Here is a 23,529-nt window from a genome sequence, read left to right as displayed (position 1 = left end):
GGCAGGAAGCGGATGCCGGGCGCGGAATTCATCCACAAGTCGCGCCGTGCTAGACTGACTCTTTGTCTGCGCGCACTCCAGCACGCAGTTCGTACCCCTCTCGTTCCGACTCGACCCCGGCTCGCTCGACGACCGGAGATCGCGTGCGGTCTCGAGCGGGGTGCAGACAAGGGATCTTGGGTGGGGCCGTCCGGCCTCACGGTACAGAAGGAGTAATCACCATGGCAGCAGTGTGCCAGGTGACCGGAGCGGTTCCCGGCTTCGGTCACAACATCTCGCACTCGCACCGCCGGACGAAGCGCCGCTTCGACCCGAACGTGCAGAAGAAGACCTACTTCGTTCCGTCGCTCGGCCGTAAGGTCACGCTGAACGTCTCGGCCAAGGGCATCAAGGTCATCGACGCCCGCGGCATCGAATCGGTCGTGAAGGACCTCATCGCGAAGGGTGTGAAGCTCTAATGGCGAAGAAGGCTCAGGACGTCCGTCCGATCATCAAGCTGCGCTCGACCGCCGGCACGGGGTACACCTACGTGACGCGCAAGAACCGCCGCAACAACCCCGACCGCATCGTGCTGAAGAAGTACGACCCGGTGATCCGCAAGCACGTCGAATTCCGAGAGGAGCGCTGATCTCATGGCCAAGAAGAGCAAGATCGCGCGCAACAAGCAGCGCGAGGAGGTCGTCGCCCGTTACGCCGAGAAGCGTGCCGAGCTGAAGAAGACCCTCGTCGACCCGAACGCGACCGACGAGGCCCGCGAGGCCGCCCGCGTCGGCCTGCAGAAGCTCCCGCGCAACGCATCGCCGGTGCGCGTGCGCAACCGCGACGCCATCGACGGTCGCCCCCGTGGCCACCTCTCGAAGTTCGGCATCTCGCGCGTCCGCTTCCGCGACATGGCCCACCGCGGGGAGCTCCCCGGCGTGACCAAGTCGAGCTGGTAAGCACCCGCTTCACGAAACGCCCGTCTCCGGCCTCTGCGCCGGGGCGGGCGTTTCGCGTCTCTGGCGTCCGGAGGAGGGGTCGCGCTAGGGTGACGCCCCATGGACGACGCCACGGAAGAGACGCCGCACTCGGATGCCGCGGCCGCACGTCGACGCCGCACCGTGCTGATCCTCGGCGTGACTCTGTCGGCGGCGGGGCTCGCCGCACTGATCGCCGGGTGGAGGTTCGGGACCGGGTGGTATGTCTCGGGTCTCGTGCTATTCGCGATCGGTGTCTTCCTGATGGTGCGCGCTCTCGTCGGCCGTGCGCGGTGGTGGGCGTGGTTGGCGCCGGTGGCGGTGCTGGCCGTCGGCGTCGCGGTGCCGTGGGCGGTGACCGCCGCGGCGTATGCGACGAAGACTGCCGACGGTGCGACGTGGGTCGACGACACGTCCGATTTCGCCGCTGCCCCTCAGGGAGACAGCCTCGTGCTGCTCGACCCGCGGGCGGCGGCACTGCTTGATCCGCGGGCACGGCAGGTCTGGGTGGCAGGGTTCTACGCTTACAACGCGCCCTCGTGGATCATGCCGCTTTCGCGGGGGTGGTCGGCGATCGGCCCGCAGTACGACCCGAAGGAGGGGTCAGGGAGCCCGACGATCGTCGCCGTCGCCGAGCGCCAAAGGATCATCGCGGCGAGCGACGACGGCTTCGTCGTCGCGACGTGCCCGGGGAGGGGGCCGTGCCCCGTCGTCGGGCGCTCGTGGAGCGACGCCGACTCCGAAGAGGCCGCGGCGCAGTGGACGCTCACCGATCGTGAGGTGGTCGACATCGGCGCGCTCCTCGACGGCGTGGATGTGCTGCGAGGCACCACGATGCGCTTCTCCGCACCGCCGGCCTGGTTCGCCACCCGCGGCACCGACGGGTCGACCGAGGTGCGGTCGGTGGCGACGGGTGAGGTCGTGCGGACCGTTCCTGAGCAGGCGGTGGTCCTGGCATCCTCCTCGCACGTGGTGATCGCTTCGACGCAGGGCTCGCAGTGTCGTCTGTAGGTGGCGCTTCCCGCCGAGCTCCTCGAGAGCGAGATCGCGTGCGAGCGGCTCCCCGGCGATACGGCCTTCGTCACGGGGGACGCGTGGGTGCTCTCGGGCGATGAGGTCGTGACCGTGTTCGACGCGACGACCGGCGGAATCCGCGAGGTTGCCGCCGACGATTTCGCGGTGAGCGACCTGGACGCACCGGCTGACGCGATCGGATTCGGCGCGGGCAGCGAGCTTCGCCTCGAGGGCGGGCGTGTGGTCGTCGGCGACGCCCTGACCGGCGACGCCCGGTGGGAGACGGGCGTCGCCGACGGCGCCACGATCAGCGCGCGCGACGAGCTGGTGACGATCGTCGAACCGGCGGCGCCCTTCCCCCTGCACGAGATCTTCGCGCCCCACGACGGCGATGCCGCGTACATCCGGGTGTTCGACGCCGTGACGGGCGAGATGGTCGATTCGCTGCGCTACGCGGCTCCGGAGCGGAAGGTCGTCCGGACCGCCGGCGAGCACGTCGTCCTGCGCGTCGCCGACGGTCAGGGAGACGAACGGATCGTCCTGCTGGGCTCTCGGTGAGCGCGATATCGCCGCGGACCGCGCGGGCAGGTCAGGATGCCGCGTGCCTTGTCGCCCACTCGAGGGCGTCGTCGGCGACCTCCTCCCAGCCGTCCTGGCTGACGATGCGGTGGGTGCGACCGGGGTACTCCCGGTAGTCCACGACAGCGGGGCTGCCGCTCGCGTGGTACTTCTTCACGATCGCGCGGCCGATCGCGGGGGGCACGACGTGGTCGCGCTCGCCGACGATCACGAGCAGCGGCGCGCGGTCGGTGCGTCCGAAGTCGACGTGCGATGCGCCGCCCTTCTCGTTGAAGGCGGCCGCGACGCCCTCGAAGAACACGCGGTTCACCGAGGGGATCGCATACTCCTCCCAGATCGCGTCGGACGCGGCGCGCGTGAGGTCGTTGCCGAACGTGAAGTGGAAGTGGCTCTTCGAGATCGGCTTCGCACCGCGCTTGCCGAAGGGGTTCGCGAGGATCGGCGTACCCGTCCAGATGGTGGATGCCGGCAGTGTCGTGATGCCCGCGGGCTGGCCGGGCGTGACGGCGACGTACGCCGCGCCGAGCCCGCGATCGGCGAGCATCTGGGTGAACAGGCCGCCGAACGAGTGCCCCATGATGATGGGCGCGACCGGCAGCGCCCGGATGATCGCGTCATGTGGTCGACGATCTCGCGGATGCCGTGGTCGCGCAGCGCCGAGGGGTCGCGGCGGATGTCCTCGACCGAGCGATCACCGACGCCGGGCCAGCCCAGCACGATCACCTCGTGGCCGGCCGCCCGGAAGCGCCCCGCCCACGTGTCCCAGCTCTTCGGGGTCATCCACAGGCCGTGGATCAGGACGATGGGGGTCTTCGCCGCGGTGGTCATGGTCAGATGGTAGACCGAACGTTCTATCTAGGCAAGGATCGGACGAGATGATCGAGAATGTGTGGATGAGCACACCGGATGTCGCCGTCGACCGGATCGCACTCTCCGGGATGTCCGCGCGCGATCGCCTGCTGCACGCCGCGACCGCCCTGTTCTACGCCGAAGGCATCCATTCGGTGGGCGTCGACCGCATCCTCGAGGTCGCGGGCGTGACGCGGGCGACCATGTACAAGCAGTTCGGCGGCAAGGAGAACCTCGTTCTGGCGTACCTCGGCGGTGAGGACGAGCGCCTGCGGGCGACGTTCGTCGACGCAGCCGCCGTCACCGACGACCCGCGCGCGCTGCTGGAGCTCGTCATCGAGGCGATCTCCGCCGACATCCGCGAGCGCCACACCCGCGGATGCCCCTTCATCAACGCGGCCGCGGAGTATCCCGACCGGGGGCCGGTGCGGGAGCTCATCGCCCAGCACCGCGAGTGGTTCCGCGAGGCGTTGCGCCGGCTCGCAGACGATGCGGGATATCCGGATGCCGCCGGCACCGCCGCCTCGCTCGTGCTGCTGCGCGACGCCGCGCTGGTCGGCGGGTATCTCGACGGGCCGGACCGGGTCGCGCCCGCGTTCGCCGAGACGGCCCGCGCCGTCCTGGCCGCCTGACTCGCCCGCTCCTTCGCCCGCCTTCGGAACCCAGCGGGAGTGCGCAGAATCGGAGATGAGCACCGGATTCGGATGCCGGGGCCACCGGCATCCGAATCTGCGTCGCTCATCCGATTCCGCGGCGAGCGGCGGAATCCGTGAGTCACACGCGTCACACGGATCGCATCCGCACTGTAGGTTCCCGCTCGAGATGGCGAGGAATGCCGCGATTCCACGGTAGTTGGCTGGGGTTTCGGGTTCAGGATTCCGCGAGTAGTGGCGGATTCTTACAAGAGCTCATGGCCGTCGCGGCGATCGGCTACACACCATGCAGCGTGTCCGAACCGGCAGCGACGCGCTCTCCCCGGCCGCAGCAGCGCCCCCCGACGTGAACGGGAATACTCTCGTCAATCGGGGAGCTCCGGCAGGCGTCATCCTCCGCCGGGCAGATGCTCGAGGTGCCCGATGGCCTCCTCGAGCAGTTCGGAGACGTGGTCGTCGAAGAGCGAGTAGTGGATGTGCCGGCCGTCGCGCGTGCCAAGGACCAGGCTCAGATGCCGCAGCAGCCGCAAATGGTTCGATGTGGTCGTCTGTCCGATGTGCAGCTGTTCGCTGAGGTCGGTCACGGTGCTCGGCTGAACACTCAGCGCGCTCAGAATGCGCAGCCGCACAGGTGACGCCAGTGCCTGCATGATCTCGGCGAGACGCTCAGCATCCGCTACGGACAGGGTGCCTGCTTCCCGACGCGTCTCAGTACCGGCCATGCTCACCATTGTGCCCTCCGACCACGATAATCATTCACAACTACAATATATCATGATCTTGTGATGTATCCTGGTCGCATGACTGCTTCTTCCCCGACGACTACCGCGCCCGCTGCGGAGACGCACGACCATTCCCACGGTTCGGCCCGGTGGGAGCTGTGGTTCGCGATCGCCGCGGGCGTGACCTACGCCGGCGGGATGATCGCCGAGTTCGCGTTGGGGCTGCCGATGGTCGGGTGGCCGTTGGTGTTCTTCCTCGCCACCTACTTCTTCGGTGGGTTCTTCACGTTCCGCACCGCGATCGCCTCGACGATGCGAGGGAAGTTCGAGGTCGACTTCCTCATGCTGGTGGCCGCGATCGGCGCCGCCCTCATCGGCCGGTGGGCGGAAGGGGCGGTGCTGCTGTTCCTGTTCAGCCTCGGCCACGCGCTCGAGGAATACGCCCTCAGCCGTGCCAGCAAGTCCATCGAGTCCCTGGCCGAGCTCGCTCCCCGCAGCGCCCTGGTGCGCCGCGGCGGGGACGAGCCGGTGGAGGTGCCGGTGGAGGAGATCGTCGTCGGGGACATCGTCGTCATCCGCCCGAACTCCCGCATTCCCTCAGACGGGTTCGTGATCTCCGGGGTGTCCGCGGTGGATCAGTCCGCGGTCACCGGGGAGTCGATTCCGGTGGAGAAGGAGCCGGTGGCCGACCCGGAGCGGGCGATGCGCACCGTCGACACCCTGCCCGCCGCCAACCGTGTGTTCGCCGGCACCGTGAACGGGTCCGGCGTGCTCGAGGTCGAGGTCACCGCGACCTCCGCGGACTCGACGCTCAGCAAGGTCGTCGAGCTCGTCCGCTCCGCCGACCAGGCCGCCTCCCCCACACAGCAGTTCATCGACCGGTTCCAGCGTTGGTACGTGCCCGCCGTGATCCTCGGGGTCGCCGTCACCCTCCTGATCTCCTGGCTCGCGTTCGCGCAACCGTTCCCCGACGCGTTCTACCTCGCCATGACCGTGCTCGTCGCCGCCAGCCCCTGCGCGCTCGCGATCGCAACCCCGGCCGCGGTGCTGGCAGGGGTCGCCCGTGCTGCGCGTGCCGGGGTGCTCGTCAAGGGCGGCGCCCCGCTCGAGACGCTCGGGCGGGTCAAGGCGATGGCGTTCGACAAGACCGGCACCCTGACCTGGGGTGCCCCCCGGGTGACGTCCGTCACCCCCGCCGCCGACGTGCCCGAGTCCGAGCTGATCCGCACTCTGGTCGCTGTCGAAGCGCTCAGCGATCACCCGCTGGCCGAGGCGATCGTCCGCGACCTCGAGCCCCGCGTCCCCCAGGCCGAGCGCCTCACCGCGACAGACCTGAACGCGGTCGTCGGGCGTGGCGTCACGGCGACGATCGACGGCGAGCGGGTCGACGTCGGCAACCTGCGCATGTTCGACGAGCAGCAACTCGCGCTGACCGGCACGCTCGCCGACGCGTACACGCAGGCGCGGGACTCCGGGCAGACGCTGATGATCATCCGCCGTGGCGACCGGTTCCTCGGCATCGTCGGCGTGATGGATGCGTCCCGCGCGGAGTCCGCCCAGGTGCTCAGCGCGCTCCGGGGCGCGAACGTGGGGCAGCTCGTGATGATCTCCGGCGACAACCAGCGCGTCGCCGACGCGGTCGGCCGGGAAGTCGGCGTCGACACCGCGATCGGCGAACTGCTCCCCGAGGACAAAGTCGCTCAGATCACCCGCCTCGCCGAAACCCACCGACCGATCGCGATGGTCGGCGACGGCGTCAACGACGCCCCCGCGATGGCCCGCGCCGACGTCGGCATCGCGATGGGCGCCGCCGGCTCCACCGTCGCGTTGGAAACCTGCGACATCGCGCTGATGAGCGACGACCTCGGCCGCGTCCCGTTCGCCGTGCGGCTCAGCCGCGCCACCAGCCGCATCATCCGGCAGAACCTCATCGCCAGCCTCGCGATCGTCGCGTTCCTCATCCTCGCCACCTTCCTCGGCCTGAACATCGGCGCGGTCGTACTCATCCACGAAGGCTCCACCCTGATCGTCGTCGGCAACGCACTCCGCCTGCTCAACTTCGAGCGCGGCAAAGAGCACCACGGCATCGACCACGAAGACAGGCCCACCGCTTGAGAGACTCAGCCGGCGCAGGCGACGGCCTCCCTTGCGCGGCTATGTGGCCCAGCAGGATTGCACGGTGCCAGTCGTTGCCTGCGCGACGGTCGGGATCGTCTCCACGAGTGCTCGTGTGATCTCCTCGGACGCGGGGTACTCGATGACCCGCCAACCGACGATGCCGAAGTCCTCATCCAATGCCTGCACCGCGCATGCGAACGACGTCCCAGCGGGCGGGGTGGCTTGGAACGACACCGTCACGGTGCGCGCATCGACCAGCTCGTAACCCGTCTCGTCGAATCCGACGTCGTCAAGCGAGTTCGAGACAGTCAGCCACGAAAGCCCGGCGACAGACAGGATTGCCGCCGTCGCGACGGTGACCCCGAACACGCGGCGGCGGATGGGCCGCGGTCCCCGACCGTAGCGGTCGGCGAGCTCCTCTTTCGTCGTCACGTAGTGCGCCCTATCTGCGGCTGCGAGCATCGCGGTCGGCGAGCTCGGTGAGGCGTGCGTTGTAGGCCTCGAGCTCGGCTTCGCCGGTGCGGTCGGCGTGCCGGTCTCGGCGCTTGGTCTCGCGGGCGTCGCTGCGACTCCACTGAATCGCGACCGTGATCGCGAGGATCAGGGTGGGGATCTCACCGATCGACCACGCGATACCGCCGCCGGTGTACTGATCCTCGAGCGGTGTGGCACCCCAGGTGCGGCCCATCGACCCGAACCAGTCGGCGACCATCAGCCCCGACTGCATCATGATCGCGATACCGAAGAACGCGTGCATCGCCATCACGCCGATGAGCAGCAGCAGCCTGCCGGCGTAGGGAAGCCGCCACGGCACCGGGTCGATGCCGATCAGGGAGAGCGCGAACAGGTAGCCGGTGATGAGGAAGTGCGCGATCATCCACTGGTGGCCGAGGTGGTCGTACAGCGACCAGCGGAACAGGTCGGTGTAATAGAACACCCACAGTGAGCCGATGAACAGGGCGGCCGCGACGAACGGGTTCGTCAGGATGCGGGCGACGGGCGAATGCACCGCCCACAGGATCTACTCCCGCCCGCCGCGGGTGCCGTCGTCGCGTTTGCGGATCGCCCGGGCGGCGAGGGTCACCGGGGCGCCGGCGACCAGCAGCACCGGGATCGCCATCGTGAGCAGCATGTGCCCCACCATGTGCATGCTGAACAGGTAGTCCTGGTAGACGTTGACGACGCCGCCGGTGACCCAGACCAGCAGCACCATGCCGGCGACCCACATGATCGTGCGATACACAGGCCACGCGTCGCCGCGCCGGCGCAGCCGCCACACCCCGGCGAGGTAGAAGAAGATCGCGAACCCGGCGAGCACCGCCCACAACATGTCCACGTTCCACGCGGTGACCCACCGTTCGATCGTGAGCTCCGGGGGCAGCGGGGCACCGGTGAGGCGTTCTGCCGGCGAGGGGATCTCGGGAAGCGGGGCCGGGTTCGGTGGCGGAGTGCGGGCCAGCGCTGCGGCGGCGCCGCTGGCCACACCCATCAGTGCCAGCTCGAACGCGATGAGCATCCAGAAAGGGCGGGATGCCGCGTCGGAGCTGCGCATCCTGCCGATCAGGCGGGTGCGGTACCACGCCCCGAAGAGGCCGAGGCCGACGAGCGCGACGACCTTGATGCCCAAGATCGCGCCATAGGGCGAGAGCAGATCGGACCACTCCTGCAGGCCGATGGCGGCGCGCACCGTGCCGGACACGGCGACGAGCACGAACGCGGCCAGAGCGATGCTCGAGTAGCGGGCGACGAGATCGGGGATGCGGCGACGGTCGAGGGCTGGACGGACGGCGATGAGCAGCAGGAGCCCGCCGAGCCACACCGCGGCGCCGATGATGTGCAGGATGAGCGCCATCATCGCCTCGTGGTGGAAGGCGTCATCGCCGGAGTGCCCCTGCGTGCCCATCGGCACGAGCGAGGCCACCGCCACCAGGGCGACCAGAAGCGTCCCGACCCAGGACCGCACGGCGAATGTCAGGACGGTGAGGGCGGCGCCGGCGACCGTCGTGATCAGCCATGTCCTGCCGACCTCGAGCTCGACGAGGAACCGGCCGAGCTGGGCACCGAACTGGGGGCCTGCGTCGATGGCCGGGTTGAACACGCTGAGAAGCGTGAGGAACCCGGTCGCGCCCGCGGCCACGGTGAACAGGGCTGCAGAGATCGACGCGGTATCGAGGGCGACGTCGAACTCGCGCTCACCGGCCCGCAGCGTGAACAAGGCGGTCACGAGCACACCGACCATGCCCGCGGCGGCGAGATTCACGACCAGTTTCGTGACCGGAAGCCCCCAGCGCACAACAGGGCCGGCGTCGCCGAGTGGGATCTGCGCAGCACCCCCACCGAACCACAACGCCCCGACCAAGGCGATGAGTGCGACCCCGCCGAGGATCGCAGGCCCTGCGACCCGCAAGACGCGAGGAGTCATTCCTGTCGCGGTCGGAGTGACCGCTGTCCGCGTTCAGTGGCATCCGCACCCGTGGTGGCGGGAATCGAGAGTATCGGGGTCATGTGCGTGCTTTCGGCTCGGGCAAGAGGGCGGGGCAGGGGTGCGGGGTCATGTGAGCCCGGAGTAGGAGTGGAGGCCCTGGAAGAACATGTTCACGATCGTGAAGTTGAACAGCACCGCGACGAACCCGATGATGGACAGCCAGGCGGAGCGGGTGCCGCGCCAGCCGCGGGTCGCGCGGGCGTGGATGTAGCCGGCGTAGAGCACCCAGATCACGAACGTCCACACCTCCTTGACATCGAAGCCCCAGTAGCGACCCCAGGAGTCGTTGGCCCAGATCGCGCCGGCGATCAGGGTGAACGTCCAGAACACGAACCCCACGATCGCGAACCGGTACGCGAGGGACTCGAGCACGTCGGCGGCGGGCAGAGTGCGCAGAAACCCAAGACCGTCGGCGCGGGCAGTGTCCGAGGATGCTCGGGTGCGGCGCTCCCGGCGGGCCTGCAGGAGCTGGGTGATGGAGATGCCGCAGGCGATCGCGAACAGGGCGGTGGCCGGGGACGCGACGAAGACGTGGATGACCAGCCACACGCTCTTGAGCGGATCCATCAGCGGAACGACCTCGACGTAGAACGAGACCGTCGCGCCACCCAGCAGCAGCACCACCATGCCGATCAGGAACGCACCGAGGAAGCGGAGGTCGTAGCGGCGCAGCACCAGCAGGTAGACGGCCACGATCAAGACCGTGCCGGTCAGCGCGAACTCGTACATGTTCGCCCACGGCACCCGCTCCGCGGCGATGCCGCGCAGGATGGTGCCGGCCAGGTGGAACAGGAACGCGAGGACCGTCAGCGACGTCCCGATCCGCGCCCACAGCAGCCGTTGACGCTGCGCGGGCGGCGTGCGAACACTGTCCACCGACCCACTCTGGGCGTTGTCCGTCTGCTGGCCCGCCCGTGCGGTAGCGCCGGCCAGGACCGGCTCCCGCTGCGGGACGCTGGCGGGGACGGAGCGCCCGGCCAGGTCGATGGTGTACGCGATGAACGCGAGCAGGTAGGTGGCGATCGCCGTCCACACCAGCAGCAGTGAGATGCCGTCGAGGGAGAGCGCGTCGGTTCCGGTCATGGCAGGGTCGTCCTCTTCGTCGTTGCGGTCAGGGGGTGCCCGCGAGCGGGGTGGCGCGGTAGATCCGTGCACATCGGTCAGCCCGCGTTCGCTTCCAGCCAGGCCAGCGAGTCCACGGCCGCGCTCAATGTTCCCGCCGTCAGCAGAGTGCGCCGGCTCACCCCGGCCCGGAATGCGCGGCTCTCCGCGGGCGTGGGCGCGCACCCACACTCCTCCGCCGTCAGGTCACCAGGAAGGGTGAGATCGCTGCCCGTCGCCAGCGTTCGCAGCGACCAGGCCAGTCGACCTCCGGCAGGCCTCATCCGTGGCGTGTTCATGGGTGCCTCCCCGGATCAGTCGAACGATCTGCGGCGGCCGCACGCGTGCGGGCACGGTGGGAGAACCCCGCCGCGGTGAGAGCGCCGGCGGCAGCGAGGACGATGAGAGCGGTGAGCCAGGGACCGAGGATCACCGCCGGGGTGAGTCCGGTGCGCAGCGGGACGGTGGTGATCGACGCGTCAACGGTGTCGACGCCGATGCTGTCGACGGTGGTGCCGTCCGGGGTGATGACCTGGCTGGTGCCCACCGTGGAGACGTTGACGACCGCGCGGCCGGTTTCGATGGCGCGCATCCGGGCGAACGCGAGCTGCTGCAGGTTCTCGTCGGTGCCGCGGAAGTCGGCGTTGTTGGTCTGGAACACGAACACCTCTGCGCCGGCGCGGGCACCGTCCCAGATCACGGCGTCGTAGATCACGTCGAAGCAGATCGCCAACCCCACCCCGACGTCGCCGACCTGCACGAGCGGCGGGTTGCTGCCGGGGGTGTATTCGCGTTGGATCAAGCCCACCAGGTCGGGGACGATCAGCTCGTAGAACCACCGGTCCGGCACGTACTCGCCGAACGGGACCGGGTTGACCTTGTCGTGCCACTGCCGGCCCGTGGGATCCGCGGTCCACAGCAGGGACGTGTTGAAGACATCGTCGCCGCGGGTGGTGGCGGCGTTCATCAGCAACGGCGCCCCGGCCGAGCGCACGACCCGGTCCAACGCCTCGGCGGCGGCGGGATCACTGAGCGGGTCGGCGTCGACGCCGCCCTCCGGCCAGGCCAGCAGATCCATCGGCTGCCCGTACAGCGGCACCGTGGCGGCGGTCTGCGCGGCCAGGACGTCGCCGGGCACCTTGTCGTCGAAGTACCCGGTGGGGCCGTTGCCCTGCACCCATCCCACGCGGAACTCCCCGGCCGGCGCGGTGGGGAACTGCGGCGCTATCACCAGGAGAGCGGCGACGCTCACAGCAGGGTGCAACCCGAGCATGAAGCGGATGCCGCCGGCGCGGATCCACTGCACCACAGAGGCGCACAGAATGACGATCAGCAGGGACAGGCCGGTCACGCTCGTCCACGACACGGCCTCCGCGAGCGGGCCGCCCACCTGGGTCATCCCGAGGCGCGCCCACGGGAACCCGGAGTACGGCCACGCACCCATCACCACCTCACGGGCCGTCCACAGAACCCCGATCAGCGGCGGTACCGCGAGCAGCTGCACGAGGCCGCGGGCCGGATAGCGGGCGGTCCACCGGTAGGCGAGCGCGATCGGCACCGCGCCCGCGCCGAACAGGACCGCTTCCAGCCCGGCGAGGGCAAGCCACGGCACCGGGCCGAGGAACTCCCCCACCCACACCAGATGGGTCGTGTAGAACACGGCGCCGAACACAGTGCCGACCAGCAGCGCCCCGCCGATGCTGCGGCCGATCAGGGCCACCAGGGCGACCGTGACACTCACGAACGTCAACGGCCACCACCCCACCGGTGCGGAGGCGAGATCCAGCAGCAGGCCGGCGGCCGCGGATGCCAGCACCGCCGCCCACACCGGCAGCGACCATGCCGCCACGGTGCGGCGCGGCGTCTCCTGCTCCGGCGCGGCGGCCGGGACGGGTGTCGGCAAAGGCGTGCGCATCGGTCAGGTGTCTTTCTGGTGGAGTCGGGTGAGGTAGTCGTTGTACGCGTCGAGCTCAGGGTCGCCGTGTGCGTCGGCGCGACGGTCGGCGGCGACCGCTTGGGCGGTGTCGTCGCGGAACCAGCGGTGCATGACGTAGATGAGCATCAGAAAGGTGGGGGCCTCGCCGTAGGACCAGGCCAGCCCGCCGGCGAGGCGCTGGTCTTCGATCGGGTCGATGCCCAGCGCGCTCGTCGGGCCGGCGAACCCGTCGATGAGGGTAGTGGTGGCCATCATCAGGAAGACGCCGAAGAAGGCGTGCAGGGCGGCCTCGGCGAACACGTCCAGGGCGCGGCCGCCGTGGCTCATCCGCACCGGCAGCGGGTCCGACGACAGGATCGGGATGGTGAACAGCATCCCGGCGACCAGGAACCCGACCTCGAGGAGGGTATGGCCGGTGACGGTGGACAGGATCGGATCGGCGAAGTTCGCCAGGTACAGACCGTAAAACGCGGCCAGGTATAGCGGCACCGCCAGCCACGGGCTGAGCAGCCACCGTGCGGTGCGACTGCGTAGCCCGGCGTGCGCGGCGCGGAGCACCAGGAGACCTGGGCCGTGGTGCGGGGTGGCGCGCAGCAGCAGGGTGCCGGGAGAGCCGAGGACCAGCAGCGGCGGGATCGCCATCATCAGGGTGAGCTGCTGGAACATGAACACCGAGAACAGGGCGTACCCGAAGTTCTCCACCGCCAGGCCGGTGACCGCGGCGAGGGCGACGCAGCCGAGCAGGAAGCTGACCGTCCGCCACACCGGCCAGCCGCGGCCGCGGACCCACATCCGGATCGCACCGGCCAGGTAGGCGACCGCGAGGAGTCCCGCGAGGAGCGGTAGCACCGGAGCCGGAAGCGGGGCCGGGGTGAGGAACCCGCCGAGGGTCGGCGGGGCGTCCGGGATCCACACGGTCGTCACGGTGTGTCCTTCGCAGGCTGGTCTACGCCGAGGGCGTGCGCGTGGCGGGTCGCGAACTCGTCGACGGCGCGCGCCAGAGCGGGGTCTTCGCCGCGGGCCAGTCCCGCGTACTCGAGGTGCACACCGTCCGGGCCGGTGCGGGCTTTCACCCAGAGCCGGCGGCGGGGCACGAACAGGCCGGCGAACAGGCCGAGGGTGGCGAGCACGGAGAACGCGAGCACCCAGCCGCTGCTGGGGTCGCGTTGGATCTGCAGCGACGCGAACCGCTTCACCGGTTCCTCCGCCGTAACCTCCTCCCAGGTGATGGTGCCCCATCCGTTCGGCAGGTCGACGGTGGCGCCGGGGGTGAGCTCGAGGGAGTCGGCGGCGGTGTCGCCGCCGGTGTGTTGGGTGAGACCGTCGACCTCGAGCGTGTACACCGACCTCGGAGTGCCGTCGTCGATGCCGAGATCCCCGCTGAACACGTTGAGAGTCAGCATCGGGTTGACCACGTCGGGGTAGACGGAGGTGAACGCGCCGGAGGGCAGCACCCCCTGGGTGGGGTAGAAGAATCCGACCAGCCCGACCTGTTCGGGCAGCCCGTCCGGGATCTTGATGATCCCCAGCGAGGTCATGTTGGAGTCCTGCGGCAGGAACGGCTGCGACTCGCTGTACACCACCTCGCCGGCGGTGTCGCGGATCGTGAGCGTGGGAGCGTAGCCGTTGCCGAGCAGGTAGATCCGGTCGCCGTCGACGGTGATCGGGTAGTTCACGATCACGCTCTGCGCCCGGTCGTCCTGCCCGGGTTGGCGGATGGTGATGTCGGCGGAGAAGTCGCCGGCCTGGCCTGCGCCGGGTGTGCCGGGCAGCCGGTAGGAGACCTGGAAGTTGTCGAGGGTGAGCGAATAGGGGGCAAGGCCGGTGCCGTCGATGAACCGGCCGGGGTTGAACGAGGAGTAGTCGCTGAGCGCGTTCACGAACGTGGTGCCCTCCACCACCACCCGCTGCCCGGTGTACGCGAACGACCCGCCGATCGCGACCGAGACGAGCACGCCGACGAGGGCGACGTGGAAGATCAGGTTGCCGGTCTCGCGCAGGTAGCCGCGCTCGGCCGACACCGACGCGGCTCCGCGCGCGTCGTAGCGCTCCACCCGGTACCCGGCCTTCCGCAGCTGCTCTGCGGCAACGTCGATCGCGTGCGCGCCCGGGTCGGTCTGCCCTTCCTCTTTCGGCAAGGTCAGTTCCCGGTAGTCCGAGAGCCGCGACAGCCGGGCCGGGGTGCGCGGCGGGCGGGAGCGGAGCGCCTTGTAGTGGTGCTTGGCGCGCGGGATCACGCAGCCGATCAGGGAGGTGAACAGCAGCAGATAGATCGCGGAGAACCACGGCGACAGGTACACGTCGAACAGGCCGACCGCATCGGCGAGGGGGAACACGTCAGGGTTGTCCCGCTCCCACTGGATGACACCGTTGGGGTCGGCGCTGCGCTGCGGGAACAGGGACCCGGGGACGGCGGCGATCGCGAGGAACAGCAGCAGGACCAATGCGGTGCGCATGCTGGTCAGCTGCCGCCATGCCCACCGCAACCACCCGGTGATGCCCAGCGCCGGCTGGGTGATCTCCGTCGCGGATTCGCTGTCGGCGTGGTCGCCGGGGCGTAGCGGGTCGGCGGTGACGTCGATGCCGGTGTCAGAGCGGGAGGGGGACATTGATCACCACCTGTTGCAGCTGCGACATCAGTGCCGTCCACAGCCCGGTCACCATCAGCAGGCCGAGGGCGATGAGCATGGCCCCGCCGATGATGTTCAGGGCGCGGATGTGGCGGCGCAGGAACGTCACCGATCGGGACGCCCACCCCCATCCGGCCGCGAGGATCAGGAACGGGATGCCCAGGCCCAGCGAGTACGCGAGCCCGAGCAGGCCCGCGCGGGCGGGGTCACCGAGGTTCCACGACATAGAGATGATCGCTGCGAGCGTCGGGCCGATACAGGGGGTCCAGCCGACGCCGAGCGCGAACCCGAGAAGCGGCGCCCCGATCAGCCCGGTCCTACCCTGGGCGCGAGGGCGGAGGGTGCGCTGGGCAATGCCGAAGAAGCCGAGGAACACCAGGCCGAGGGCGATGATGACGACCCCGAAGACGCGAGTGAGCACATTGGCGTATTGCAGCAGCAGGTACCCGAAGGTGCCGCCGAGGATCGTGACGGCGACGAACACCACGGTGAACCCGGCGATGAACAATGTCACGCCCAGCAGCAGCCGCGCGCGCTCCGCCGTCACCGTGCGCCCCCCGTCCAGCGTGGGGGCCGCGGTCGTCGTGGTGGTGCTGCCGAGGTAGCCGAGGTAGCCAGGCACCAGCGGCAGCACGCACGGGGACACGAACGACACCAGCCCGGCGAGGATCGCGACCGGGATCGCGACCCACAGGGCGCCGTCGACGATCACCGCTCCCGGATTCATGAGGTGTCCTCGGCGAGGGTGTCGGCGACCAGGGTGGACAGGATCGACGCGCTGGCCAACTGCCCGATGATCCGCGCCGCGACCCGCCCCTCCTGGTCGATGACCAAGGTGGTGGGGGTGGCCTGGATCGGAGTGACCTGCGCGAACGCGAGCTTGACCCGTCCGTCGTTCACGTCGATCACGCTCGGGTAGGTGACGTTGTTGTCACGGGCGAACGACAGTGCGGTGGCTGGCTGGTCGTAGGTGTTCACCCCGAGGAACGCGACGCCCTGGTCCTGATACTCCTGCCAGACCTCCTCGAGCATCGGGGCTTCGACGATGCACGGCCCGCACGCGGCGTACCAGAAGTTCACCACCAGCACCCCGCCGCGGTAGTCGTCACTGGACACCGTCTCCCCGGTCTCGGTGACGCCCTCGAACACCACCGGCTCCCCGCGGTCGGCATCCGGGATCTCGACGATCTGGAAGTCACCGGCGATGTAGCCCTTCTCGCTTCCGTCCCGGTACTGCTGCGCGAGCGAGTCGCTGGACGTGCACCCGGCCAGCAGCAGCGCCGCGACCAGCGTCATGGCGGCAAGGACGCGGCGGCGGATCATGCGCGCTTGACCTTGATCAGGGCGCCGGCGACCAGGAACACGACCGCGGCGACCGGCTGCGCCGCAGTCCACACCGGGCCGGTGAACGGGAACGGGAACACCGGGTTCCAGATCACGGCGATCACGACGAACACCGGCAACCACCACCACTGCCGCGCCTGGATCGCGAACCACCCCACGATGACCGCGAAGATCGCCGCGACGAACAGCACCACGGTGAACCAGTCCCCGCCCATCAGTACCGGCGCGAGGAACAATACCGCCGCCGCGAGCAGCCCCGGCGCGAACGCGTTGCGCTGGTATACGGACGGGGTCCGCTGCTTCGCCATCATGACCCGCTCACCACGGAGCCCGTCGCAGGCGCCGCGCTGTCCGCACTGGCGCGGGAGCGGCGGTGTCGGGTCCACAGGCTCAGGCCGAGGACGATGACGCCGGCGCCGAGGGCGACGTCGGCGAGGTTGCCGATGAACAGGTTCCCGTAGGCGAGGAAGTCGGTGACGTGCCCGACCCCGAACCCAGGGGGGGAGAACAGCCGGTCGATCAGGTTCCCGATCGCGCCTCCGAGGATCAGGCCGATCCCCAGCGCCCACCCTCCGGTCCGCGCCCGCGCGGCGGCGACGAGCAGCAGCACCACGGCACCGACCCCGAGGAGGGTGAGCAGCCCGGTGACCCCGGCTCCGAGGGAGAGGATCGCGCCGGGGTTGAACGCGAGTTGCAGCCCGAGCAGATCCCCCAGCAGCGGGATCCGCTCCTCCTGACTCAACCCTCCCAGTGCGGCCGCCTTCGTCGCCTGGTCGACCAGGACCACCACAGCGGCGGCCAGGCACGCGACCGCGAACCGCCGGGTCTGCTCACGAACCATCAGCGGCTCCTCGTGCGTTCGCGGGGGCCGCTGATACCCCGGCCATCAGACCGGCGATCAGGAAGAGACCTTTGGTGTCAGAAGTCGAAGAGGTCACCGAGGAACCCTTCCTTCCGCCGACGCCCGGAGCGACCGTGATGATCCCTGTCGCGGTCAGAACGGTGGTCGCCCTCCCGCGAATAGGGGGCGGTGCTGGTTTGCCGGCCGCCGCCGGCGAGGTCGGCGGCACGGTCGATGATCTTGTCGAGCTCGCCACGGTCCAGCCAGACGCCCCGGCACTGCGGGCAGTAGTCGATCTCGACCCCGGAGCGTTCCGTGATCAGCAGGGCGGTCCCGTCGACCGGACATTTCATGAGGGGTTCTCCTTCTGTTGCTGGTCGTCGGCGGGTCCACCATCCGCGGCGGCCGCGGCTGCTCGGTCGCGGCGACGACGCTCTCTGGCCACCATGAGCACGACCACCAGCGCGCCGCCCAGCACGATCACGCCGCTGGCGACGGCCAAGATCGGCAGAAGCTCCCCACCCCCGGAGGGCTCACCGTGACCGGGGTTCCCGGTGGTGTCGGTGGACGTCGGAGACGGGTCGGGTGTCTGCTCCTCGGTCGCTTCGGGGGTGGGGGCGCTGGTGGGGACGGTGATCGCTTCGACGGTGTACTGGTACTCGTTGCTGATCGGGTGCCCGTCGCTGGAGACGACCCGCCATCGCACCGTGTGCACGCCCGCCTGACCGGGCGTCACCGCCTGGGTGACCGTGGTCCCGTCGATGACCGGATCCCCCGATGCGATGTTCTGCCCGTCCGGGGCGACCACCTCGATGATCACGGCGCTGAAATCGGTGAGGATCTCGCCGCTGAACGTCAGCGAGATCTCCTCCGGGACCACGCTGACCGTGGATCCGGCTTCCGGGGAGGAGGAGACGATCTCATCGTGCGCGGCGGCGGGCGCCGCGGTGGCGAACAGGAGCCCGGCGGCCAGCAACAGCGTCGTCAGAGTGGGCAGGAGAAGGACGCGTCTCCGTGGGCCGGATCGGTGCGGGTGTTCGTGGTCGGTGACGGTGGTCAAAGCGGTGGTCCTTTCAGGGCCGGTTGATGATGTGCTGGGCGATCGTCGTCGCGTCTTTCCACACCCCGGCGAGGGTGTCGGAGCCGCGGCCGCCGTACTGCGGCATCCCCGCCACGAACAGCCCGGGCAGCCCGGTCAGGGTGCGCCGCGGCCGGTCGACGCGGGCCGGTTCCGGGAGCCAATCGTCGCCTGGGGTGTAGCCGGTGGCGAGGATCACCGAGCGGGGGGATGCCTGCGTGCCGTCAGCGAAGATCACCACGGCGCCGGTAGCGTCCTCCACCGCAGCTGCGATCGTGACCCCGGCGCGGCGCAGCTGCTCATAGCTGTCGCCGAAGACCGGCTCGGGGCGACGCTCCCGCGAGAACAGCGGCACCCTCTCCCCCGCTGCGGCGGGATAGCTCATCGCGGGGCGATGCTGCCGCCGGGTTCGCACGGACAGCGTCACGGTGTGCGACGCGGACAGTTCGCGGGCCAGCTGCACGCCGCTGTTCCCGCCGCCCACGATGAGGAGGTCGCCGACGGGGATCTGCTTCGGGTACAGGTACTCGCTGCTGTGCAGCACTACCCCGGGCACCGTCAATCGGGGTGCCCATTCCGGAATCCGCGGGTGCGCGGCCGCGCCCGTCGCGCAGATCACGTTGCGGGTCTGCACCTCCCCTGCCGTCGTCGACAGCAGCAAAGTCGAACCATTCCCGCGGTGCTCCACCCCGGTCGCCTGGATGCCCCAGACCGTCTCCACGCCCAGCCCGGCTTCCACGAAGGTGAGGTAGTCCGCCATCTCGTCCACTCGCGGATGCCGGCGCTGGTCCCCCAGCAGCCGCCGCGGAGACAGCGCGCTATGCCGGGCGTCGCTGAGAAGCTCCATCGAATGCCACCGTGAGGACCAGGAACGCTGCCCCGTGCTGGCGGCGTCGATCACCACGAACTCGTGCTGCGGCCGCAGCCCTTCCGCGCTCAGAGCCGCGGCAACCGCGAGCCCGGACTGCCCGGCGCCGACGATGATCGCCCGCCGATGCGTCAAACCCGCCCTCATCACTGGCCACCGTTCACCGCAGCCTGGATGGCGTTCTCGAGGTCGTCCCACTCCTGCAGCTCGAGCAGCTCACCGTCGAGGAAGAACGTCGGTGTGCTGCTCACGCCGAGCGCCTGGCCCTCCTCGAAGTCCAGCTCCACCCGCTCCGTCGTGGCCGGGTCCGCCACGGCGGCGTCATAGGCGGCCATGTCCAGACCGATCTCCTCCGCGAAGCCGCGGAACAGGTCGGCGCGAGATTCCTGCGCCTCTCCCCACTCCGCTTGAGTCTCGAACAGCCGGACATACATGTCCTCGAACCGGTCCTGTTGCGCGGCCGCTTCCGCTGCGACCGCCGCGTTCTTCGAATTGAAGTGACCGGGCAGCGGGAAGTAGCGGACCACATACGTGATCTCCCCAGCGAACTGCTCCCGCATATCCTCCACGATCGGGAAGAACGCGCCACACGCCTCGCACTCGAAGTCGAGGAACTCCACCAGGGTGACAGCGCCCTCCCCGCCGTCGTCGAGGACATGCGAGCTCTCCCGCACCACCTGCGGGGATGCGTCACCGCCCCCAGATGAAGGTGGAGCGGACTGGCTCTGATTGACAAGGACATAGATCAACGCGGCGATCACCATCACCACCACAACGGCAATGGTGACGAGCGTCGCCTTCACAGGGGTTTTCATCGGGTACTCCAAACCAAGACACGGCACAGGACAGAACCCGGGCACGCAGCCCGGGACGAAGCGCCACCCGGAAGGGCGGCGTGCCAGATGTCAGGTTCGGGAAAGGCCCAACTGAGTCAGCGAGAAGACGATCGGGTGAGCACGGGCGGCCGGCGCCGGAAGCAGCGAAGGCATTCGTGGTCCGTCACCGAGCACCGGAGGTATCCGCCGACGCCACAGTCCTCGCGGCACCACCATGAACGTCAGCCCGCACAACACGCCGAGTATGCACAGCGCAGCGCCCACCAACGCGTCCGGCCCAGAAGCGACGGCACCGGCGACCGCCTCATGCTCGGCCGGGGCGTCTGCCACGGGCTCGACATGCGGGTCCATCAACCCAGAAATCACCAGCGGGACAGGAGTCGAACCGTCCGCCTCTGTGTGACCCGTCGCTGCCAGACCCAGCATCAGCAGCAACGCCAAACCGACGCTGGTAATGAGCCTCATTATCAACAACTGCTCATTCAGCGTCACGGATTGCGGAGTCCGGGCCGAAGAGACCATCGCCCACAGCCTACCGTGCGCACCTAAACCCATTCGGAGCCCGGTTCACCCGAGCACGGGAGCGCCGGCAGCGCCGGCCGGGTCCGGCGCGGCTAGCCGGTCAACCAGGACGATGACGACGGCAACGGTGGCGAAGGTGGCTTTGATGGGGGTCTTCACAAGGGCCGGTTCCAAGTCGGGCGGTGTTCTGCCACCGCGGGGCGAGGGGTCGGTGGTCAGGCGTGGGCGGGTTCGGGCTGGCGAGCGGGCACCGTGGCGAGTTGCCGTAGCGCAGCGGGGCGACGGGCGGCGCGGACGCCATTGAGGATGACGACGACCTCGGCGATCTCATGCACCAGCACGACGCCGGCGAGCCCGAGGATGCCGAACAGGGCGAGCGGGAACAGCGCGACGATGATCGCCAGAGCCAGACCGATGTTGGCGGTCATGATGCGTCGGCCGCGGCGGGCGTGGGCGAGGGCGCCGGGGATGAGGCGGAGGTCGTGGCCGATGAAGGCGACGTCGGCGGACTCGATCGCCGCCGCGGAGCCTTTCACACCCATCGCGATCCCGACCGTCGCCGTCGCCAGTGCCGGGGCGTCGTTGATGCCGTCGCCGACCATCGCGGTCGGTTGCTGCGTGACGAGCGCCTCAATCGCGGCGGCCTTGTCGGCGGGCAGCTGCTCGGCGCGAACGTCGGTTACGCCCGCCTCGGCGGCGATGGCGTGGGCGGTGCGGGTGTTGTCGCCGGTGAGCATGATGGTCTCAATGCCCTGCGACTGCAGCATCCGGACCGTCTCGGCCGACTCCGGGCGCAGCTCGTCCCGCACGCCGATCAGGCCGGCGATCTGCCCGTCCGCCTCGACCACGACGACGGTCATGCCCTGCGCGGCAATCGCCTCCGCGTTCAACTGCTGGCCGGCGGGATGGAGCCAGCGGACATTGCCGACCCGGATCGCCCGGCCGTCGACGGTCCCGGTGATGCCATGCCCGGCCTCCTCGACCACCTCCGTTGCGGGGCTGGCGACGGGTGCGGCCGCGATGATGGCCGCGGCGAGGGGGTGGGTGCTGGTGGCCTCCACGGCGGCGGCCCAGGCGAGCAGGTCGTCGCGGGTGATACCGGGTGCGGGCTGGACGTCGACGACGGTGGGCTCGTTGCGGGTGAGGGTGCCGGTCTTGTCGAGGGCGACGGCGCGGATCGTGCCGAGCTGCTCGAACGCTTCACCTGACTTGATGACGACGCCGAACTTTGACGCCGCTCCGATCGCGCTGATCACCGTCACGGGCACCGCGATGGCCAGCGCGCACGGGGATGCCGCAACCAGGACGACGAGGGCGCGTTCGATCCAGGTCCACGGGTCGCCGACCAGCAGCCCGAACAGGGCGACCACGGCAGCGGCGATCAGGACGACGGGAACGAGCGGCTTCGCGATCCGGTCGGCGAGGCGTGCCCGGTTGCCCTTGCGGGCGTGGGCCTGCTCCACGAGGGCGACGATCTGGGTGAGGGAGTTGTCGCGGCCGTCCGCAGTTGCCTCGATCCGCAACGTCGCCGCCCCGTTGACCGAACCGGCGGCGACCGGATCGCCGGGGCCGACCTCGACCGGGATCGACTCGCCCGTGATCGCCGACGTGTCCAGGCTCGACCTACCCTCCACGACCACGCCGTCTGTGGCGATGCGATCGCCGGCACCGATGACGAGGATGTCCAGCTCACGCACGTCCGCGGCGGGGATCGTGACGTCGCTGGTTAGGCGGGAGACGCGGACAGTGTCGGGGATGAGGGACAGAAGGGCGCGCAAGCCTTCCTTGGCGCGGTCCATCGCCCGGTCTTCAAGCGCCTCGGCCAGGGAGAACAGGAACGCCAGGGTCGCGGCCTCGCCAACGTGGCCGAGCAGGACCGCGCCGATCGCGGCGATGGTCATCAGCAGCCCGACCCCGAGGCGACCGCGGATGAGGCGGCGGATCGCGCCGGGGACGAAGGTGTAGGCGCCGGCGAGCAGCGCCGCCCACTGCAGCACCAGCGCCGGGATGTGCAGACCAGTCCACTCGAACGTGTATCCGGCGAGGAGGAACAGCCCGGACAGCGCGGAGGGAAGCAACGCGAAGTCGCGCCACCAGGGCGGGCGGACCTCCGGCTCCTCGTCCGCCTCGGTGGGGGTGGTGGCGAGGTCGGGGCCGCAGCAGGCATCGCCCGCATCGTGCACCGCGCTTGGCGCCGCGGTCTTGGAGGAGGGTTCCGCGGCGCAGCAGGCGTCACCGGTCGAGAGCGGCCGGGACAGTTCGATGCGCCGGACCGTACCGGGCTTGCGCGGCTCGTTGGGGCCGCAACACTCTTCGCTCACTGCACGCTCTCCTTCGTTGCGGGGGCGGGCGTCTGCTCTAGGAACGTGAGCGCGGCCAGTGCGTCATCGGTGCCGGTAACGGAAAGGCGCAGGTCGGGGTGGGTCGTGTCGATCGCCCAAGTCGCGAACGCGCAGCAGGACTGCTCGGTGCGGACCAGCTCCGTCAGCCGGGCGGTCGCGTCGTCGATCTTTGGGTAGTGGACGGTGATCTGGGCGGCCGTCCTGTCGATGTCGAGGAGGTAGTCGTCGTTGAATTCCTGCCACGCGGCTAGCTGTGCAGCACCAGCGCCGGGCGTCAGCGTGCAGGCCACCGGCAGCAGGTCACGGTCGATGAGGCTCATGCGCAGCACTCGCACTGATCGTCCATGCACGGGGCGCCCTCGTCGACGGCGACGACCGCCTCGAGCAGCTGTCGCAACCCCTGGGTCAGATGCGGGTCGGCGATCTCATACCGGGTGCGCCGACCTTCCGGTGTGGCGACGATCAACCCGCAGCCCCGCAGGCACGTCAGATGATTCGAGACGTTCGTGCGGGTCAGCTCGAGATCTCGTGCCAGCTCAGCCGGGTAGCCGGGAGCGTCCAGCAGTGTGAGGAGGATCCGGGAACGGGTCGGGTCGGCCATCGCCCGACCCAGCCGGTTCATCACATCGAGGCGAGAAGTAAGAGTCAGCACAGG

General features: G+C 69.6%; 26 protein-coding genes and 1 pseudogene. 7 read left to right on the top strand and 20 right to left on the bottom strand.

Going from position 1 to position 23,529, the window contains the following annotated elements; all coding sequences use genetic code 11:
* The first annotated feature begins 221 nt into the window (after positions 1–221).
* The 5 genes from rpmB (at position 222) to AC3ENQ_RS11765 (ending at position 2,528) form a co-directional block, all read left to right on the top strand.
* Positions 222–458, top strand: a complete 237-nt coding sequence (gene rpmB / locus AC3ENQ_RS11785; protein ID WP_039402457.1) for a 50S ribosomal protein L28 — start codon at positions 222–224, stop codon at positions 456–458.
* Positions 458–628, top strand: a complete 171-nt coding sequence (gene rpmG, locus AC3ENQ_RS11780; RefSeq protein WP_005051772.1) for a 50S ribosomal protein L33 — start codon at positions 458–460, stop codon at positions 626–628. The genes rpmB and rpmG overlap by 1 nt, the downstream gene beginning before the upstream one ends.
* A 4-nt stretch (positions 629–632) precedes the next feature.
* Positions 633–938 carry a 30S ribosomal protein S14 gene (rpsN, locus tag AC3ENQ_RS11775; RefSeq protein ID WP_431804808.1) on the top strand — a complete coding sequence of 102 codons (306 nt, stop codon included), beginning with the start codon at positions 633–635 and terminating at the stop codon, positions 936–938.
* Between the two features lie 99 nt (positions 939–1,037).
* Complete coding sequence (locus AC3ENQ_RS11770; protein ID WP_431804806.1) at positions 1,038–1,967, top strand: hypothetical protein; 930 nt, start codon at positions 1,038–1,040, stop codon at positions 1,965–1,967.
* The gene (locus AC3ENQ_RS11765; protein WP_431804805.1) at positions 1,968–2,528 is read left to right on the top strand and encodes a hypothetical protein; all 561 of its coding nucleotides are present in this window, start codon (positions 1,968–1,970) and stop codon (positions 2,526–2,528) included.
* 31 nt (positions 2,529–2,559) lie between these two features.
* On the opposite strand, the gene AC3ENQ_RS11760 is transcribed toward AC3ENQ_RS11765, so the two are convergent.
* Complete coding sequence (locus tag AC3ENQ_RS11760; protein ID WP_431804945.1) at positions 2,560–3,147, bottom strand: alpha/beta fold hydrolase; 588 nt, start codon at positions 3,145–3,147, stop codon at positions 2,560–2,562.
* Positions 3,148–3,442: 295 nt separating this feature from the next.
* On the opposite strand from AC3ENQ_RS11760, the gene AC3ENQ_RS11755 reads away from it, so the two are divergent.
* Positions 3,443–4,030 (top strand): TetR/AcrR family transcriptional regulator, encoded by a 588-nt coding sequence (locus AC3ENQ_RS11755; RefSeq protein WP_431804803.1) that lies wholly within the window; start codon positions 3,443–3,445, stop codon positions 4,028–4,030.
* A 410-nt stretch (positions 4,031–4,440) separates the two neighbouring features.
* On the opposite strand, the gene AC3ENQ_RS11750 is transcribed toward AC3ENQ_RS11755, so the two are convergent.
* A complete protein-coding gene (locus AC3ENQ_RS11750) occupies positions 4,441–4,773 on the bottom strand; it encodes an ArsR/SmtB family transcription factor (RefSeq protein ID WP_045246029.1) in 333 nt (110 codons plus the stop codon).
* Positions 4,774–4,851: 78 nt separating this feature from the next.
* On the opposite strand from AC3ENQ_RS11750, the gene AC3ENQ_RS11745 reads away from it, so the two are divergent.
* Positions 4,852–6,888 (top strand): heavy metal translocating P-type ATPase, encoded by a 2,037-nt coding sequence (locus AC3ENQ_RS11745; RefSeq protein WP_048809453.1) that lies wholly within the window; start codon positions 4,852–4,854, stop codon positions 6,886–6,888.
* Between the two features lie 39 nt (positions 6,889–6,927).
* On the opposite strand, the gene AC3ENQ_RS11740 is transcribed toward AC3ENQ_RS11745, so the two are convergent.
* The 18 genes and pseudogenes from AC3ENQ_RS11740 to cmtR form a co-directional block, all read right to left on the bottom strand.
* Positions 6,928–7,323, bottom strand: a complete 396-nt coding sequence (locus AC3ENQ_RS11740) for a DUF4307 domain-containing protein (protein ID WP_431804801.1) — start codon at positions 7,321–7,323, stop codon at positions 6,928–6,930.
* A gap of 10 nt (positions 7,324–7,333) precedes the next feature.
* Positions 7,334–9,313: pseudogene (locus AC3ENQ_RS11735) on the bottom strand (bifunctional copper resistance protein CopD/cytochrome c oxidase assembly protein).
* A 129-nt stretch (positions 9,314–9,442) separates the two neighbouring features.
* Entirely contained in the window at positions 9,443–10,459 is a 1,017-nt protein-coding gene (ccsB, locus tag AC3ENQ_RS11730; protein WP_431804799.1) for a c-type cytochrome biogenesis protein CcsB, read from the bottom strand.
* A 313-nt stretch (positions 10,460–10,772) separates the two neighbouring features.
* Complete coding sequence (gene lnt, locus AC3ENQ_RS11725; protein WP_431804797.1) at positions 10,773–12,392, bottom strand: apolipoprotein N-acyltransferase; 1,620 nt, start codon at positions 12,390–12,392, stop codon at positions 10,773–10,775.
* 3 nt (positions 12,393–12,395) lie between these two features.
* Complete coding sequence (locus tag AC3ENQ_RS11720; protein WP_431804795.1) at positions 12,396–13,337, bottom strand: cytochrome c oxidase assembly protein; 942 nt, start codon at positions 13,335–13,337, stop codon at positions 12,396–12,398.
* Entirely contained in the window at positions 13,334–15,022 is a 1,689-nt protein-coding gene (gene resB / locus AC3ENQ_RS11715) for a cytochrome c biogenesis protein ResB (RefSeq protein ID WP_431804793.1), read from the bottom strand. The genes AC3ENQ_RS11720 and resB overlap by 4 nt, the downstream gene beginning before the upstream one ends.
* Positions 15,003–15,770: a cytochrome c biogenesis CcdA family protein gene (locus tag AC3ENQ_RS11710; RefSeq protein ID WP_045246898.1), complete on the bottom strand. Its 768-nt coding sequence runs from the start codon at positions 15,768–15,770 to the stop codon at positions 15,003–15,005. Before AC3ENQ_RS11710 ends, resB begins: the two co-directional genes overlap by 20 nt.
* Positions 15,767–16,366: a TlpA family protein disulfide reductase gene (locus tag AC3ENQ_RS11705; RefSeq protein ID WP_045246899.1), complete on the bottom strand. Its 600-nt coding sequence runs from the start codon at positions 16,364–16,366 to the stop codon at positions 15,767–15,769. The genes AC3ENQ_RS11710 and AC3ENQ_RS11705 overlap by 4 nt, the downstream gene beginning before the upstream one ends.
* The gene (locus tag AC3ENQ_RS11700; RefSeq protein WP_054679000.1) at positions 16,363–16,698 is read right to left on the bottom strand and encodes a DUF6804 family protein; all 336 of its coding nucleotides are present in this window, start codon (positions 16,696–16,698) and stop codon (positions 16,363–16,365) included. Before AC3ENQ_RS11700 ends, AC3ENQ_RS11705 begins: the two co-directional genes overlap by 4 nt.
* Entirely contained in the window at positions 16,695–17,228 is a 534-nt protein-coding gene (locus AC3ENQ_RS11695; RefSeq protein ID WP_431804791.1) for a signal peptidase II, read from the bottom strand. Before AC3ENQ_RS11695 ends, AC3ENQ_RS11700 begins: the two co-directional genes overlap by 4 nt.
* Before the next feature lie 77 nt (positions 17,229–17,305).
* Positions 17,306–17,581, bottom strand: coding sequence for a TFIIB-type zinc ribbon-containing protein (locus AC3ENQ_RS11690; RefSeq protein WP_431804789.1), 276 nt, complete (start codon positions 17,579–17,581; stop codon positions 17,306–17,308).
* Entirely contained in the window at positions 17,578–18,288 is a 711-nt protein-coding gene (locus tag AC3ENQ_RS11685) for a copper resistance CopC family protein (RefSeq protein WP_431804787.1), read from the bottom strand. Before AC3ENQ_RS11685 ends, AC3ENQ_RS11690 begins: the two co-directional genes overlap by 4 nt.
* A 13-nt stretch (positions 18,289–18,301) precedes the next feature.
* Positions 18,302–19,321, bottom strand: coding sequence for a flavin-containing monooxygenase (locus tag AC3ENQ_RS11680; RefSeq protein WP_431804785.1), 1,020 nt, complete (start codon positions 19,319–19,321; stop codon positions 18,302–18,304).
* On the bottom strand, positions 19,321–19,989 hold the full coding sequence (locus tag AC3ENQ_RS11675) for a DsbA family protein (protein WP_431804783.1): 669 nt from the start codon (positions 19,987–19,989) through the stop codon (positions 19,321–19,323). The genes AC3ENQ_RS11680 and AC3ENQ_RS11675 overlap by 1 nt, the downstream gene beginning before the upstream one ends.
* 90 nt (positions 19,990–20,079) lie before the next feature.
* On the bottom strand, positions 20,080–20,532 hold the full coding sequence (locus tag AC3ENQ_RS11670; RefSeq protein ID WP_431804781.1) for a hypothetical protein: 453 nt from the start codon (positions 20,530–20,532) through the stop codon (positions 20,080–20,082).
* A 215-nt stretch (positions 20,533–20,747) separates the two neighbouring features.
* Positions 20,748–22,853, bottom strand: coding sequence for a heavy metal translocating P-type ATPase (locus tag AC3ENQ_RS11665; RefSeq protein ID WP_048809234.1), 2,106 nt, complete (start codon positions 22,851–22,853; stop codon positions 20,748–20,750).
* Complete coding sequence (locus AC3ENQ_RS11660) at positions 22,850–23,194, bottom strand: hypothetical protein (RefSeq protein ID WP_048809235.1); 345 nt, start codon at positions 23,192–23,194, stop codon at positions 22,850–22,852. The genes AC3ENQ_RS11665 and AC3ENQ_RS11660 overlap by 4 nt, the downstream gene beginning before the upstream one ends.
* Positions 23,191–23,526, bottom strand: a complete 336-nt coding sequence (gene cmtR / locus AC3ENQ_RS11655) for a Cd(II)/Pb(II)-sensing metalloregulatory transcriptional regulator CmtR (protein WP_067165134.1) — start codon at positions 23,524–23,526, stop codon at positions 23,191–23,193. Before cmtR ends, AC3ENQ_RS11660 begins: the two co-directional genes overlap by 4 nt.
* Between the last annotated feature and the right edge of the window lie 3 nt (positions 23,527–23,529).

The sequence above is a fragment of the Microbacterium sp. bgisy203 genome (assembly GCF_057706945.1).
The sequence above is the reverse complement of the archived record's forward strand: the minus strand, read 5'-3'. Positions and strand labels throughout refer to the sequence as shown.

Bases quoted from the DNA above. Each gene is read 5' to 3' on its own strand.
- AC3ENQ_RS11660 (WP_048809235.1), bottom strand. From the start codon at position 23,194: ATGAGCCTCATCGACCGTGACCTGCTGCCGGTGGCCTGCACGCTGACG.
- rpmG (WP_005051772.1), top strand. From the start codon at position 458: ATGGCGAAGAAGGCTCAGGACGTCCGTCCGATCATCAAGCTGCGCTCG.
- AC3ENQ_RS11700 (WP_054679000.1), bottom strand. From the start codon at position 16,698: ATGATGGCGAAGCAGCGGACCCCGTCCGTATACCAGCGCAACGCGTTC.
- AC3ENQ_RS11770 (WP_431804806.1), top strand. From the start codon at position 1,038: ATGGACGACGCCACGGAAGAGACGCCGCACTCGGATGCCGCGGCCGCA.
- AC3ENQ_RS11710 (WP_045246898.1), bottom strand. From the start codon at position 15,770: ATGAATCCGGGAGCGGTGATCGTCGACGGCGCCCTGTGGGTCGCGATC.
- resB (WP_431804793.1), bottom strand. From the start codon at position 15,022: ATGTCCCCCTCCCGCTCTGACACCGGCATCGACGTCACCGCCGACCCG.
- AC3ENQ_RS11670 (WP_431804781.1), bottom strand. From the start codon at position 20,532: ATGGTCTCTTCGGCCCGGACTCCGCAATCCGTGACGCTGAATGAGCAG.
- AC3ENQ_RS11755 (WP_431804803.1), top strand. From the start codon at position 3,443: ATGAGCACACCGGATGTCGCCGTCGACCGGATCGCACTCTCCGGGATG.
- rpmB (WP_039402457.1), top strand. From the start codon at position 222: ATGGCAGCAGTGTGCCAGGTGACCGGAGCGGTTCCCGGCTTCGGTCAC.
- lnt (WP_431804797.1), bottom strand. From the start codon at position 12,392: ATGCGCACGCCTTTGCCGACACCCGTCCCGGCCGCCGCGCCGGAGCAG.
- AC3ENQ_RS11745 (WP_048809453.1), top strand. From the start codon at position 4,852: ATGACTGCTTCTTCCCCGACGACTACCGCGCCCGCTGCGGAGACGCAC.
- AC3ENQ_RS11680 (WP_431804785.1), bottom strand. From the start codon at position 19,321: ATGAGGGCGGGTTTGACGCATCGGCGGGCGATCATCGTCGGCGCCGGG.
- AC3ENQ_RS11750 (WP_045246029.1), bottom strand. From the start codon at position 4,773: ATGGCCGGTACTGAGACGCGTCGGGAAGCAGGCACCCTGTCCGTAGCG.
- ccsB (WP_431804799.1), bottom strand. From the start codon at position 10,459: ATGACCGGAACCGACGCGCTCTCCCTCGACGGCATCTCACTGCTGCTG.
- AC3ENQ_RS11705 (WP_045246899.1), bottom strand. From the start codon at position 16,366: ATGATCCGCCGCCGCGTCCTTGCCGCCATGACGCTGGTCGCGGCGCTG.
- AC3ENQ_RS11675 (WP_431804783.1), bottom strand. From the start codon at position 19,989: ATGAAAACCCCTGTGAAGGCGACGCTCGTCACCATTGCCGTTGTGGTG.
- AC3ENQ_RS11695 (WP_431804791.1), bottom strand. From the start codon at position 17,228: ATGGTTCGTGAGCAGACCCGGCGGTTCGCGGTCGCGTGCCTGGCCGCC.
- rpsN (WP_431804808.1), top strand. From the start codon at position 633: ATGGCCAAGAAGAGCAAGATCGCGCGCAACAAGCAGCGCGAGGAGGTC.
- AC3ENQ_RS11690 (WP_431804789.1), bottom strand. From the start codon at position 17,581: ATGAAATGTCCGGTCGACGGGACCGCCCTGCTGATCACGGAACGCTCC.